General features: G+C 35.9%; 14 protein-coding genes. 11 read left to right on the top strand and 3 right to left on the bottom strand.

Annotation, left to right across the window (positions count from 1 at the left end; genetic code table 11):
- The first annotated feature begins 51 nt into the window (after positions 1-51).
- Positions 52-1,500: an amino acid permease gene (locus A3EE_RS0101960; protein ID WP_018341747.1), complete on the top strand. Its 1,449-nt coding sequence runs from the start codon at positions 52-54 to the stop codon at positions 1,498-1,500.
- Between the two features lie 107 nt (positions 1,501-1,607).
- Here A3EE_RS0101960 and ygiD read toward each other — a convergent pair whose 3' ends face one another.
- Both ygiD and A3EE_RS0101950 read right to left on the bottom strand, forming a co-directional pair.
- Positions 1,608-2,480, bottom strand: coding sequence for a 4,5-DOPA-extradiol-dioxygenase (gene ygiD, locus A3EE_RS0101955; RefSeq protein ID WP_018341746.1), 873 nt, complete (start codon positions 2,478-2,480; stop codon positions 1,608-1,610).
- A 107-nt stretch (positions 2,481-2,587) separates the two neighbouring features.
- Positions 2,588-3,223, bottom strand: coding sequence for a DsbA family protein (locus A3EE_RS0101950; protein ID WP_245553794.1), 636 nt, complete (start codon positions 3,221-3,223; stop codon positions 2,588-2,590).
- Between the two features lie 362 nt (positions 3,224-3,585).
- Here A3EE_RS0101950 and A3EE_RS0101945 point away from each other — a divergent pair, with 362 nt between their 5' ends.
- The 7 genes from A3EE_RS0101945 to A3EE_RS0101915 all read left to right on the top strand — a co-directional run bounded on the left by A3EE_RS0101945 (position 3,586) and on the right by A3EE_RS0101915 (position 10,736).
- Complete coding sequence (locus A3EE_RS0101945; RefSeq protein ID WP_018341744.1) at positions 3,586-4,662, top strand: hypothetical protein; 1,077 nt, start codon at positions 3,586-3,588, stop codon at positions 4,660-4,662.
- Positions 4,663-4,796: 134 nt separating this feature from the next.
- Entirely contained in the window at positions 4,797-6,842 is a 2,046-nt protein-coding gene (locus tag A3EE_RS0101940; protein ID WP_018341743.1) for a glycosyltransferase, read from the top strand.
- Between the two features lie 7 nt (positions 6,843-6,849).
- Positions 6,850-7,626 carry an ABC transporter permease gene (locus A3EE_RS0101935; protein WP_018341742.1) on the top strand — a complete coding sequence of 259 codons (777 nt, stop codon included), beginning with the start codon at positions 6,850-6,852 and terminating at the stop codon, positions 7,624-7,626.
- Positions 7,626-8,357, top strand: a complete 732-nt coding sequence (locus A3EE_RS0101930) for an ABC transporter ATP-binding protein (protein ID WP_018341741.1) — start codon at positions 7,626-7,628, stop codon at positions 8,355-8,357. The genes A3EE_RS0101935 and A3EE_RS0101930 overlap by 1 nt, the downstream gene beginning before the upstream one ends.
- 1 nt (position 8,358) lies before the next feature.
- On the top strand, positions 8,359-9,072 hold the full coding sequence (locus A3EE_RS0101925; RefSeq protein WP_157446837.1) for a sulfotransferase family 2 domain-containing protein: 714 nt from the start codon (positions 8,359-8,361) through the stop codon (positions 9,070-9,072).
- Positions 9,069-9,908, top strand: coding sequence for a sulfotransferase domain-containing protein (locus A3EE_RS0101920; protein WP_018341739.1), 840 nt, complete (start codon positions 9,069-9,071; stop codon positions 9,906-9,908). Before A3EE_RS0101925 ends, A3EE_RS0101920 begins: the two co-directional genes overlap by 4 nt.
- A gap of 27 nt (positions 9,909-9,935) precedes the next feature.
- Positions 9,936-10,736 carry a sulfotransferase domain-containing protein gene (locus A3EE_RS0101915; protein WP_018341738.1) on the top strand — a complete coding sequence of 267 codons (801 nt, stop codon included), beginning with the start codon at positions 9,936-9,938 and terminating at the stop codon, positions 10,734-10,736.
- Positions 10,737-10,778: 42 nt separating this feature from the next.
- On the opposite strand, the gene A3EE_RS0101910 is transcribed toward A3EE_RS0101915, so the two are convergent.
- Positions 10,779-11,645, bottom strand: a complete 867-nt coding sequence (locus A3EE_RS0101910) for an META domain-containing protein (RefSeq protein ID WP_018341737.1) — start codon at positions 11,643-11,645, stop codon at positions 10,779-10,781.
- Between the two features lie 76 nt (positions 11,646-11,721).
- Between A3EE_RS0101910 and A3EE_RS0101905 the strand changes: the two genes are divergently transcribed.
- From A3EE_RS0101905 to A3EE_RS0101895, 3 genes are all read left to right on the top strand, one after another.
- A complete protein-coding gene (locus tag A3EE_RS0101905; RefSeq protein WP_018341736.1) occupies positions 11,722-12,666 on the top strand; it encodes an arginase in 945 nt (314 codons plus the stop codon).
- Between the two features lie 129 nt (positions 12,667-12,795).
- On the top strand, positions 12,796-13,467 hold the full coding sequence (locus A3EE_RS0101900; protein WP_018341735.1) for a transposase: 672 nt from the start codon (positions 12,796-12,798) through the stop codon (positions 13,465-13,467).
- Positions 13,468-13,564: 97 nt separating this feature from the next.
- A complete protein-coding gene (locus tag A3EE_RS0101895; RefSeq protein ID WP_018341734.1) occupies positions 13,565-15,079 on the top strand; it encodes an ATP-binding cassette domain-containing protein in 1,515 nt (504 codons plus the stop codon).
- The last annotated feature ends 60 nt before the right edge of the window (positions 15,080-15,139 follow it).

Below are 15,139 nucleotides of genomic sequence, written 5' to 3'. Positions count from 1 at the left end.
TTTTTAGTTTCCCAAAATCTTGTACTTTAGCTTTTAAACGAACAATTAAATATGCCCTCACCCCTTTTTAAAACGAAAAGTATTGCGTCCATTCTCAAAGAAGAAAACGGAGAACTTAAAAAAAGCCTTGGAGCAACCAGCCTTATTTTACTTGGTATCGGTGCAATCATCGGTGCCGGAATATTTTCTCTTACAGGTATTGCTGCAGCGGAGAATGCTGGTCCTGCCGTAACCATCTCTTTCATGATTGCAGGTTTGGGTTGCGCGTTTGCAGGTTTGTGTTATGCTGAATTTGCTTCTATGCTGCCGATTGCCGGCAGTGCATATACCTATTCGTATGCAACCCTTGGCGAATTCATTGCCTGGATCATCGGCTGGGATCTTATTCTGGAATATGCGGTAGGCGCTGCAACAGTTGCTATCAGCTGGTCGCGTTACCTGAGTAAATTGTTAGAGAAACTGGGGGTAGAGAATATTCCCTATCAATGGATGATGTCGCCGTTTGAAACGATAAAAATTAATGGAGCAGAAGTACATGGCATTGTAAATATCCCTGCAATTTTTATTACCTGTCTGATGTCATTGGTACTTATTCGAGGCATGAGTGGATCTGCAAAATTAAACAGTGTTATCGTAGCGCTTAAAATTACCGTAGTAATTGCATTCATCGTTTTAGGCTGGAGTTATATGGATCCTGCAAACCATGCAGATTACATACCTGCGAATACAGGAGCATTTGAGCATTTCGGCTGGACAGGTGTAATGACTGGTGCTGCCGTAGTATTCTTTTCGTTCATTGGTTTTGATGCCGTATCTACAGCTGCACAGGAAGCTAAAAATCCACAGCGCGATATGCCGATTGGTATATTAGGTTCATTAATAATATGTACAATCCTATATGTATTGTTTTCTTATGTAATGACAGGGCTTGAAAACTATCAGCTTTTCAAAGGTGAAGCAGCACCTGTTGCCCTGGCTATCGCAGCTACACCTTATGCATTCTTTCAGGAGTTGATCATCATTGCTATTCTTGCAGGTTACACATCTGTGATTATGGTATTGTTAATGGGCCAATCCCGTGTATTCTTCAGTATGTCGAAAGATGGGTTGGTTCCTGCAATATTTTCTGAAGTACATCCCAAATATCAAACCCCTTGGAAGTCGAATATTTTATTTGCTGTATTAGTTAGTTTGTTTGCAGGCTTGGTACCTGTTTCTGTAGTAGGAGAGATGACCAGCATCGGAACGCTGTTTGCATTTGTTCTTGTTTGCGTAGGTGTGTTGGTATTACGTAAAAAGCAACCGGATGCGCCCCGTGCATTCCGCACACCGTGGGTTCCGTTTGTACCCATCATGGGCATCATCATTTGTTTCTACCTGATGTATGCGCTGCCATTTGATACATGGGTACGTTTAATCGTATGGATGGCAATTGGCATCGCAATTTATTTTTTATACAGCAGACATCACAGTAAGATCAATAAAGAACAACAACTATAGTTCAGCTATAGGTATCTGTCAATATAAAAACAAGAAGTCACGCTTAACGGCGTGACTTCTTTCATTAGAAACTAAACTAAACACTAAACTTAAACAAACAACATTAATTAAACAGACTGAATGAGTAGGCTGGTCATAGCAAGAGAGCCATTCGTAGTAACATCATTAAAGAAGGAAACGGTGTCTTTATTTGTTTTTAAACCCAAGGTATAAAGCAACGGCAAATAGTGCTCGGGTGTTGGTATTGCATATTTATTGTTCTCCAGATTGCGGTAATCAATCAGTTTTGAATAATCATCACCCGAGGTTATAATTTTTTTTACAGTAGTATTAAATGCATCCGCCCAATCATAGGCTGTATCGTTCCATTGGATCATGCGCAGATTGTGAACGATGTTGCCGCTTCCGATAATCAACACACCACGTTTACGCAATTCATATAGATCTTGTGCTAAGGCAAATTGTTCTTCCGGTTTTTTGCGCACATCCAGACTCATCTGATAGACCGGAATTTTTGCTTCCGGATACATCGGCAGTAAGATTGACCAGGTGCCATGGTCCAGGCCCCAGGAATGATCTTCGTGTACTTCCCATTTAGACAAGAGTGTTGCAGTCTCTTTTGCCATTTCAGGCGAGCCTGGTGCTGGGTATTCCGCGTCATGCAGCGCTTGCGGAAAACCTCCGAAATCGTGTATGGTAGTCGGGTGGGGCATAGCAGTAACTTTTGTACCTACTGTTTCCCAGTGCGCAGATACAACCATAATGGCTTTCGGTGCAGGCAGTTTTTTGGCAAGCTCTTTCCAGGTGTCACTGAATTTATTCTGTTCAATGGCATTCATGGGACTTCCATGACCAACAAACAATACAGGCATAACAGCATCGAGCTTGGGTTCATTATCCCAGGCACGTGCAAATTGATGTAAACCAATCATTGCAGTTCCGACAAGCGCGGCGTTTTTAATAAATTTTCTACGATGCATATTACAATATCTTTGTACTATAAGATAATGATCCATTCGTCAGACCACTGTCTTGGGGCCTGACGAATTCTAACCACAATCTATTTAGTCAAGCAATTTTAATATTCTTATTGAGCACCTTCTGACTTCAGCTGTTTCTGTAAATGCTTTTCAATGGATTCATAACTTGTATATCCTTCAGAAAGTTTCACATATCCGGTTTGCTGTTTTTGCAGCAAAGTCGGAAAGCCCGTTACTCCAAGGTCTGCAGCTCTTTTAAATTCTGCATGTGCTTGTTTCAGATACTCCGGCTCCTGCATGCGGGTCAGAAATTGTTCGCGGTCAATTCCAAATTTCGCAGCAATGTTTGCATACACAGAATCCTGATTCAGATCTTTTGCTTCAACAAAGAAGGATTTTTGTATGCTGTGAGCAAACTCTACTCTTCGATCAGCTTTAAAAGATTTGTATACACAAAGTGCAACAGAGGGTTTTTCAGAAGAAGTTACATACGTGCCTTCTTTTAACAGTTCAATATAAGGCGCACCAAATGTTACACCTGTAGTTTTTTGAAGACGAGGAATGGCACTTAAAATATACTCAGCCATATTGCCTACAGGAGCAATCCGGTCGCCCATAATCATGCCGCCGCTGATAATTTCCAGGTCTACTGTTTCACTATAATTCTGCTCAATTTTTTCAGCTACAGGTCCAAAGCCATAACACCATCCACAAAGCGGATCGTATATATAAATCAATTTCATTTTTTCTTTTTTTATCAAGGAATGATTGAATCCAGAACTTGTACCGAAAACAATTATCACTAAAAATGAAATATATAGTATTGATTTTTTCATAAGTTGAATAGAATATACAATCATATTTGATGTTATAACACCTATTTATTATAAATAATTCCTTTAGCTCCAGGCATTGATTTTAGAGGAAGGACTTGAAATAATTCAAATTGAACAAAAAGCTGCGAAATCAACAAATTGAATTTTTAAACGAAAGTATTCATTCTGCGTTAAATGAAAGGATGTGCCAATATTCTTTAGAGACTAACTATATTTTAATTGGCATATTAATTGAAAAGAATTTATTACAAACTAAACCATTGATGTAAATGAAAAGAATTATTTATACGTTCTTAATCGGTATGACTTTTTCGTTGATAGGATGTAAAAAGGCAGATGAAGTGCCGCCAACATATGAAGGCCGAACCAAAGCCGATGATGCAAGTGGAAGAAGTGAATTGGATAGAGTAAGCAGTGATATAGAAAAAGTTTATAACTCTCAGGAATATGCAGATGCTTCAGGCATGCGAACAAGTTCAAATTTACGTACTACTTCAACTGCAATACTTCCTTGCGGTAAAGTAACATTCAATTTGAATAGCAATTCTAAAAATTTCTCTATTGACTATTCTCAAAGTGGCTCCAACTGCACGCCATATCGAGTATTAAGCGGCAGTATTGATGTAACTCTTGTTAACGGAACCTATTTTTCAGATCAAGGTTCTAAGTTACAGGTAGTATTCAATAAGTATAAAGTTCTATATACAAATTCAAATCAATCCGTAACATATGAAGGTACTACATATATAACCAATACCAGCGGTGGTTCTATCATCGGTTTATTTACAAGTACGCCGAATGCAGAGATCATACATAAAGTGCGTGGTGATCTTACGTTAAGCTACGATACACTTGGTGCATCACCGGTTATACGTTCATGGAAAATTTTCCGCAAAAGAACATTCCAGAATACACCAGGAACTTCTACAGGTATAACATTCAAACTTGAAGGAGATACAAGCTTTGCAGCTTCAACCTATTTGACAACAACATCAACGGCAACATTCGATTATGTAGGTGAGTTGGGATTAAATATAGACAATGAAAAATTTGTTTGTAACATCAGCACTCCATTCATCTGGTCTAATTGTGGTTCTTCTTATGCTGGTCCGTATGTGTTAAAACAAGGCAAGGTTGAATATGTTTCATATACAGCTAAACCTGCATATGTGTTGTTGGGATATACAAAATATTATTGGACTGCTGAAGCGGGCTATAAAACAGATGCAATAGGAAGCTCTATATTTGATGGCACGTGTGATTCAGATGGTTACAAATTGAATTTTGCATTAATGAATGATAGCGGAACGAGTATATACTCTGTGACTGCTTTCCAACCTTATTAAACAATTCTATCTTAATAAAAAAACCTCTTCGTTTACGGAGAGGTTTTTTTATTAATTTATCCACTAATGGACAATACAGATTTTGTACAGAAATTATTTGTAGTAACTTTAAACGGATGTTTTAATAGGCCAATATGTTTCTTTTAGCTTTATATCCTGGCTCAGGAGATACGTATGTAAGTAATTTGCTAAAGCAATTATTTAAAATAGAACCGGTTCTATTTAAAGATGAAAATATAGCCCAGGCATTATTAGTTAAAACGCAACAACACCCCAAAGATCTTCCTGAAACTGTACTACAAAATAGAAAAGTCATTTTGCTTGTTCGCGATGGACGCGATTGCGTAGCAAATAATGCATATTTCAGATACAATACAATTACACAAAGCACATCTCTTGCAAGTAATATAGAAGAAGCGATTGTTGCTGATAAAGGAAGTCATTTCAGAGGCTGGTCCAAACATGTAGAAGCATGGAGCGATAAAGCAGATATCATCATTCGGTTTGAAGATCTGATTGAGAATTTGCCCAGAGAAATGAAACGGCTCTCTGATTTTATAAATGTTCCATACACAGATACGGTTTCTTTAGAGGATTATATATACGATCCGGTTTTACATGGAGATCATATACGATCAACTGAAAAAAGCAGAACAGCAGAAGGCATTCTTATTCCGGCAATATGGCAGGAATCTTTAAATGCATATCAGCAAGCCTTATTCATTAAATATCATGCCCGCGCATTGGTTAAGCTATCGTATTACAACTACGAAGAGCTGAAACAACTTTCAATGGCTGAATATTATCCTGCTATACATCAAAAACTTGGATTCAATCATTCCAACACAAAAAAATACAAGATATTAATCGAATCATCTAAACTATGTATGCCTTATAACGATGGCACAAAAAGATATGTAGTTGAGTTGATAAAAGCGATAAAAGAAATCACACGAAATAACCCGGTCTGGGATATACAGATTTTTGATTCGAACAGATATGTATCCATCAATGAATTTGAGATAAGCCCTTATTTAAATTTGGTTGCAGGTGAAAAAAACAAATTCTCTAAATTAAAGACAGCTGTTGCATCCCAAATGAAATCTGTATTGGGCTTTGCGTTGTCGGCCGAAAATTATTTATTGGTTGGTTTGCAATACAAACGTTTTAAAGCGAAGTGCATCAATAACTCAAAAGTTTTTAAAGATAAAGCGTATACATTTCTTTCTCAAAAAATGAATACCTCTGGGAATTTGTTTGATAAGCATGCAGTTTTTTCATCCAAAGAATATGACCTTGTTCATATACCCTTACTGCAACATGCAGAATTTATATTGCAGGCAAAAGAGAAGGCACTGATAACGATTCATGATCTGACACATTTATCGCATCCCCAATATCATCAGATTGATAACATCGCATTAGCCAACTATGGCCTGGAGTTGAGCATGAAACAGAATGCTGCATTTTTTTCTATTTCACAAAGTACAAAAAATGATTTCACAAATCGTTTTTCATCAGACCAGCATTTGGACATGATCCCCGAAGCGGCAGACCATACCGTATTTTGTCCGCTGGAAAGTACGTACTGGAAAGACACCATACGTGCCGAAGTTGGATTAAAAAAGACGGATGAATTTTTTCTTTCTGTCTCTACACTGGAGCCACGAAAGAATTTAAAAAATGCGATCCTTGGATTTCAAAAAGCAATTCCATTTTTGCCAAATAACGTATATTTTGTAATTGTTGGAAAACAAGGCTGGAAATTAAAAGAGGTATTACCGGAGATAAAAAATATTTCAAGCAGAATTATTTTTACTGGATTTATGCCAGAAGATTCTTTACCTTGGCTATATAGAGAAGCATTGGCACTGATCTATATTTCCCATTACGAAGGCTTTGGCTTACCGATTCTGGAAGCAATGTCTTGTAAAACCCCTGTTATATTTGGCAATAACAGTTCTATGATAGAAGTCGTAGGAGACTCAGGTTATCCGGTTGATAGTGAAGATATCGATGAAATTTGTATTGCAATTATTGGCGTTTCCAGTAATAAAGATGAACGCAGGAAAAAATCACTACAAGCATTAATACAGTCAAATAATTTTCATTGGCAAAAGACAGCAATACAAACATTAGAGCTGTATAAGAACCGGATTGAAACGTTAAGTAAACTCTAGATTAAAAATGAAGTTTATAAAAAACAAATATTTGTTTTTCGAATTAATAAAAATAGAGTTCACTCAGATTTATAAAAGGTCTTTTATTGGAGTTGCATGGATTTTATTTCTCCCGTTAATTCAATCCATCATCTGGATATTTTTACAGAAAAGCGGCTTACTTAATCCCGGACAATTAGATATTAATTATACAGCATATATTTTAATCGGAACGTTACTTTGGCAATTGTACGCACAATCATATGATTTATTGGGAAACTCTATTTCTTCTTCCATAAGATTACACACACAAGGCTTTTTACCGGTGCTTACGGTGATAACAGCTAAGTTTGTTTTAATATTGGTACGCTTTTTTATTTCAGGGTTCATTAACATGATGATCATTGCTATTTTTCTGGATGTATCATTGAACATCGGCACATTTCTGATCTCAACGATACCACTTGCGATGTTATGTTTTTCAATCGGAATATTTATATCCATGATTGAAGTAGTAAGTGAAGACGTATATATTCTGGGAAAAGAATTTAATAAAGTCTTATTGTTTTTAACTCCCATTATCTATTCTCCTAAATTTGATTCAGCAATTGTACACACAATTATCAAATTCAATCCGCTAACCTATTTGATCGGAGTACCCAGAGATCTATTATTGACTGGAACCAGCAGCGTTTCACTATCAACATTCAGCAGCATAACGGGAATAGTGATTATTCTGTTTGTTATAAATTTATTTGTCTACAATAAACGCGTTCGGATTTTAATAGAAAAACTGATTGAGTAATGGAGCTGGTACGTATTGAAGATGTAAATAAAAAATTCTGTAAAAAATTCCATTGGAGCTTGTGGTATGGCTTTGTAGACCTCTTTGCGTTTCGACCTACAAAAAAACTTCGCAAGCACGAAAAATGGGCGTTAACAGATATTAATTTTGCAATTCATCAAGGAGATTTCATAGGCATTTTAGGAAAGAATGGTTCAGGGAAAACCACATTGGTTCGCATAATCATCGGCACATATCATGCAACTGTCGGACGGATAATTTCAGCCGTTACCATTATTCCTTTATTTGTAGGAACACAGGCATTGAATAGATTTTATTCAGGCATTGACAATTATTTTTTCACCGGTGCAATTATTGGTATTGGTAGAAAAGAATTACAAAAACGAATTCCGGTATTAAAAGAATTTTCCGGCTTAGGAGAAGATGTATACTCTCCAATGGGCACCTATAGTTCAGGCATGCGAATTAAGTTAAGGTTTGGAGCGGTTAAAGCAATTGATCCGGGCTTGATTATTATTGACGAAGCATTGTCTGTAAGTGATGAACAATTTCAAAAAAAATGTTTTGAGTATCTGAAAGAATTTTCGAGCTCAAAAGCAGTGGTATTTATTTCTCACGATTTATCTTTAATAAGAAAAAATTGCAATCGGATTATTGTTATTGACAAAGGATCGATACAATACGATGCAAAGGATGTTGAAGCAGGTATTGAACTGTATCAAAATTTATAAAATGAAAAGCTGGAAATTATTTAGTTCAAAAAAATTAGTTCCTGTATCTGAACTGAACATAGAACTAATTTCATTACATATACCTAAAACAGGCGGGACCTCATTTAGATCTTTGCTGAACAATAATTATGGTATCGAAAATGTAGCTCAATTTGATATCAATTATAAAGAAAATAAATACAAATTTAAGATAAATGGGAAAGAAGTTGCAGAACCATTATTTCCAAAAGATACAAAGGTTTTGCATGGGCATTTTGAATACTTGAATCTTATTGAATTGTATCCGAATTTAAAGAATGTACCTATCGTAACCTGGGTAAGAGATCCGGTTAAACGGGTAGTTTCCAACTATTATTATTTATTGGAAATTTTAACTCAGGAAAATAAAAACAAACCACTTGCATTGTCTCTTATAAATCGTTTGGCGTGCACACTGGAGGAATTTTCGGCTAGACCGCATGCACGAAATAAAATGACACGGTATTTAAAAGGGCTAGATATTCATTCTGCATATTTTATCGGCATTATTGAAAACTACTCTGAAGATGTACTTAAATTGAGTAAGATGTTAAACTGGAAACATCAGCATCAGGAAGCGGTCAACCAAACTTCAAATAAAAAAACTTCAATTGAAGATTCGATTATAAAAATAATTGAAGGTTATAATGAACTTGATGTTCAATTATACAAAGACATTACTCAACTTGTGAAATGAAGAAGATTTGGATTGCATCTTTCCCAAGGTCGGGGAACACGTTTTTTAGAAATGTATTATTTCATGTATATGGCTTAGATTCTTTGGAAGATGAATCACTTCTTAATGAAAATTATAAAAAGGAATCATTGGTGTTTATTAAAGCCCATCTGTTACCTTATCAATTAAAAACATATAACCCTAAAAAAGATACAGTCATATATCTGGTTCGCGACGGCAGAGACTCTATTTGTTCGCTGGCATTTAAAAGAAAAAATTTAATAGCACCGGATTCAGATATGCGTCAAAATTTTATTGAAGCTACAAATGCTCATAGAGGATCCTTTTTTGGAGGCTGGGCAAACAATTGCAGATTGTGGCTTGCAGAAGATTGTATACTTGTACGGTTTGAAGATTTGGTTAAAAACCCACAGGCAACCTTTGCTGAATTAGAAAAAAAAATCTCTTTTCCAAAAGCGAATTGGGATGAATTGCCAACGTTTGAAAAACAAAAACAAGGCATCGCAAAGCATGGAATAGAACCGGATTACAATTACGCAGGAGGAGACTTTAGTCAGAAATTTTTTAGAAAAGGTGAAATAGGAAATTGGAAAGTAGAAATGCCGGTTGAATGTCAGAATAGTTTTTTAGAAAAATCTGCTGATATCATGGCACTTTTAGGATACACAGAAGACGGCAGCATAAATGAAATTGATTTCCCCCGAGTAAATGAAATCAAATCGCAAAAAGCAGAAAACTTCAAACTGAAACTTTTGCTTAAGTATGGAGCACTACAAATCAAATGCATTGAGTTTAGAGATTATATGATACGCAAACTATCGAGGGCAAATAAATAAAGTTAAGAATACACACGAGCATACTTTATGAGCAAAAAAGTTTGGTTAGCTTCTTTTCCTAGATCCGGCAATACGTTTTTTAGAAATATTCTTTTTCATGTTTATGGTATTGAATCCATAGAAAATGAAAATCGTCCGAATACATCTGCTGCTGCAACCATATTTGTAAAAACACATGACTTACCCTTTTTATTAAAAACGTATTCTAAAACGGATCAGGTGATTTATCTTGTAAGAGATGGCCGTGATTCGATATGCTCGCTTGCCAATCACAGAAAAAACTTAATAGATGTAAACTCCGATCTGGCTAAGAATTATGAAGAAGCAACCAAAGCCGAACACGGCTCTTTTTTTGGGGGATGGGATTTGAATTGTAAATTTTGGTTGCAGGAAAATCCTATACTTATCCGGTTTGAAGATCTGATCACGGATCCGAAAAAAGAATTTGCTAAAATTGAACATGTGATTGATTTACCTAAAGCCAATTGGGAAAATCTGCCAACATTTGAAAAACAAAAAAATGCTGAAGCACGATTTGGCAATTTTTTAGAAGAAGACCCAACCAAATCAAGCAGTCAGAAATTTTTCAGAAAAGGAGCTGTTGGAGGATGGAAAGAAGAATTGTCGGTTGATTTGCAAAAAATATTTTGGACTAAATCTCAAGAGACAATGGAGGCATTGGGTTATACAAACGATGGATCAGTTCATACAATTGATGCGGAGAAAATTAATCGTTTAAAGGTAAAATCTCTTTTGAAGGAAAAAATAAAACTGCGTTATATCCATACAAAATCATTACTAAAAAAATTATTTAAGTCAACACACTAGATATTTGGTGTGCTGACTTATTTTATTAAGAATAAATATTTTTCAATCTACTTTTTTAAATATCAATGTTGATTGATCTTTCTGCACCAATGTCAATCGCAAATTATTAATGCTGTAGGTAAAGCGTTTTTTATTTAATACAGCTAAGAACTCACTTTCACTGGCAGATGCATCTATACAGAACTTCATTGTCTGTATTTGATCCAACTCAATATTCAGTTTATTATTACGGCTTATAAAGTAATTCCCTTTGAGTTCATTGCAGCCACCAAATCCATATATTTTTCCTCCATCTAAATGAAACTCCAGTCGGGGTAAGCCTTCAGAAAATTTAGCAGCATCAACTTTTTGACCGTTAATACTATCCAGTACCCAGATGTCATGTAATCCGGGATTGCTTATATAAAATCCTTCACCTTCATATGTGGTGGATATACTTCCATCTTCGATAATCACAGAAACAAAAAATGGCAAATGACTCATGCTGGATGATTCGGGAGTTACCGTTTTAGAAATTGCTATAGTAATTTTTTTCTGTTGAGTCGTGTCCGTCGTTTCAATTATTTTTTTAGAATGATAATGAATGCCAGCAGCATCCTGCACGACTTTTGAAAATTCAAACACGGTTTTTTTATCATTCAATACAAATGTAAAGCTGCTGTCGTTTTTAATGAATAATTCCCAATGCTCGGTAGAATTTTCTGCATAAAAAGAAATCTTTTTTTGAAATAGATCAAGTTGTGGATTGACATTATAATATGGATTTCTGATGTCGGAAGTTTGCACGCCTGCTTGCACAACAGAAAGTGTATCTGTAGGTGTACGATCGGCTAATGCTTTTTTGTGACTAGAACAACTGGCTAAACCCAAAAAGGTGAATACGGTCAACGAAATATAAAATTTTATCATGGTATGCTGATTAAATATATAATCAATTTAGAAAGGTTTTCGTATCATTACAAGTAGAATAACCGTAAATACTTTTATGAAAAAGCCTGAGATCCTTGTTTCTGTTCCTTCAGATATCGGCGCGCAACGATTGGGGACTTCCCTTGCGTTGGATGCTTTGTTTGTTGCAGATGCAGAGCGCAGTAATCCTGTACTAAAAAAATTTCCTGTAAAAGTAATTGCCAGCTATCCGAATAAAAGAGGAGAAGTTGGTCCGTATGCACAAGGGAAATATGCTAAGCTGTTATCCGAATTGAACAATAATACGGCAAAAGAGATCAGTGCAATCGTAAAAAATCAATATCCATTGATCATTAGCGGAGATCACAGCAATGCAATTGGCATTATGGCAGGTGTACGTGAAGCGATTGGTGCAAATAAAAAACTGGGCGTAATTTGGGTAGATGCGCATGCAGATCTACATACGCCTTATACGACTCCATCGGGCAATCTTCATGGGATGTCTTTGTCTGCTTCAATGGGTTATGATAACATTGAACTTTCAAGAAGCACCATTGATGCAGGCTTAAAACCTTTTTGGGAAGAATTGAAACATTGCGGCGCAAGTCGTTTAACTCCGAAGATTGGTCCGGAAGATATATTCTTCATTGGCTTACGCGATTTTGAAATTCAGGAATATCACCTGATCCGTGATTATAAACTGAATCATTACAGTCCGTATGATGTAAAAGCAAAAGGCTTAACCTATATTTTAGACCAGGCAGTATCGTATTTTAAAGACTATGATGCTGTATATGTTTCCTTTGATGTAGATGTATTGGATACAAGCGTTTCAACCGGTACAGGTACGCCTGTTTACAACGGATTATTGTTAGCAGAAGCAAAGCAGGTAGTAGATACATTAAAGCGATTGAAAAATATTCGCTTGTGGGAATTCACAGAAATCAATCCGCTACTTGATAACAACAACAGTATGAGTAAGGCGGTTATTGAATTGATTGATGTGCTGATGGAGGATTGATTTGGATTTACATTTCGACAAGCAACTAACTCTCCAAGGGTTTCAAACCCTTGGAGAGTTTTGTTAACATATGATATTATAAGCAACAATCGATTTTTATTAAGTGGCATTTTTCGACAAGCAACTTTTATGTTACAAAAACCTCTATTACCAGAAACAGTATATCATGTATATACACATGCCAATGGATTTGAAAATCTTTTTAATAGCGAAGAAAATTATCGGTTCTTTTTAAAAAAATACACACATTATATTTATCCGATTGCTGAAACTTATGCATATTGTTTAATGCCGAATCATTTACATTTGATGATAAGGATTAGAAGTGAAAAAGAGGTATCGCAATATATGCGATTAAAGAAGACAGAGAAACTAAAAGAGTCGGGTTTGGTAAATGAATCTCACAACGATGAAGAAACTCTCCAAGGGTTTCAAACCCTTGGAGAGTTTTCGAACATAATAAGTAGCCAGTTCAGTCATTTATTTAATGGCTATACACAAGCATTTAATAAAATGTATAGCAGAAAGGGCAGCTTATTTATTCCAAATTTTAAACGCAAAAAAGCTAATAATGAAAATTATATGACACATTTGATTTGTTATATACACAATAATCCTATTCATCATGGTTTTGTAAAAAATCTTAACGATTGGACTTTCTCATCTTTTCATACTTATCTATCCGATAAGCAAACGAATTTAAACAAAAAGTATATGCGTGATTGGTTTGGAAAGGAAGAGCAGTTCATTAAATTTCATAAAAATAGTAAGTTGCCGTATAAATTAATGTTTGAAGAATAATACTCCTTATAGAAAGTAGTTATCAGTCTACAAGAAACAAACTCTCCAAGGGTTTTAAACCCTTGGAGAGTTTACTTGACAACGTAAGATTTACCTCATGCCTCTCTCCATCATCCTTGCCCAAAACGTTTCTCTTTCCATAGATACAGAACAGGTATTGAATAACATTTCGTTCTCTATCCAACAAGGCGAATGTATTGTATTGACAGGTGCTTCAGGAAGCGGCAAAACAATATTGGCAAAAATCATTGCAGAACATATTCCTGCAACAGCAGGTACAATTACATTTTCTTCTGCTGATCTGAAAAAAATAATTGTACAGCAGCAACATAATTTTTCTTTTGCATTTGAAACCCGTTCGTATTTTGGTCAGCGCTACGATCGGAATTATGGAGATAATTTTCCAACGGTCCATAAAATTCTTTCAAAAGAAAATTCCGATGCAGATGCATTAGAAAAAATTGTTTCACAATTAAATCTGAAAGAAAAACTTCTTCAGCCTATTATTGAACTTTCAAATGGCGAAGGTAAGCGTGTTCAGTTGGCATTGGCCTTATTAACCAAGCCCGACATTCTGATTCTCGACCAGCCTTTTATTGGTTTGGATACCGCTACACGTAATGAACTTCACGGCTTGATTGACAAGATCAAAGCACAAGGCATCACGATCGTATTGATCACTACTTCAGATGAAATACCAACAGCAGCCGATCAGATTTTTCTTTTAGATAAAGGAAAATTAAAAGCGATCGGCAAAGGTGAAAACATTCCTGTGGATGAAGCAACAGAAAATACTTCCGATGAATTTTTTGATTGGGAAAATCTAAAAGAAATATCGGCTTCAACATATCCAGCTTTTGAAGTTGCTGTTCAGATGAATCACATTAACGTATCATTTGGCGATAAAAAAATTCTGGATGATATATCCTGGACGGTAAAACGTGGTGAACATTGGGCACTTGTCGGGCACAACGGCTCAGGAAAATCAACCTTATTGAGTTTGATCACGGCAGACAATCCACAGGTATATTTAAACGATGTACATCTGTTTGATCAGAAGCGCGGCAGTGGAGAAAGTATCTGGGAGATTAAAAAGAAGATCGGATATGTATCTCCTGAAATGCACAATCAATTTCTTCGCGGTACCAGTTATGTGCAGTCGCAATCGCTGTCTAAAAATGATTATTCACTGGGTGGATTTTCTCAGGATAAAACAAGCTGCTTTGAAATTGTAAGTTCAGGTTTGAATGATCAGGTCGGTTCTTCAACAAAATTAACAAGCCTGCAGCAAAAAACAGTTATCCATTGGATGGAAGCACTTGATGTGATTCATCTGAAACAAAAATCATTTTATAAAACATCGTTGGGGCAACAGCGGCTGTTGCTACTTGCAAGAGCGTTGGTTAAAAATCCGCCGCTGTTGATTTTAGATGAACCTTGTCAGGGCCTGGATAAAAAGCAGCTGCAGCGTTTCACATCTTTGGTAGATGATGTATGTAAGCATATTGAAAAAACGCTGATCTATGTTTCGCATTATGAAAGCGATATGCCGAAATGCATTGAACAAACATTGTTGTTAGAAAAAGGAAAAGTAAAAAAGCAGTGTCTGTAATGATGCAGTCCAAGAAAAAGGCTCTCGGAAAATTAAATTTTCGGGAGCCTTTTTCTTAAT

Origin of the sequence: Cytophaga aurantiaca DSM 3654, assembly GCF_000379725.1 — a bacterium.
Classification (GTDB): domain Bacteria; phylum Bacteroidota; class Bacteroidia; order Cytophagales; family Cytophagaceae; genus Cytophaga; species Cytophaga aurantiaca.
This window is presented reverse-complemented; position numbering and strand designations above follow the sequence as displayed.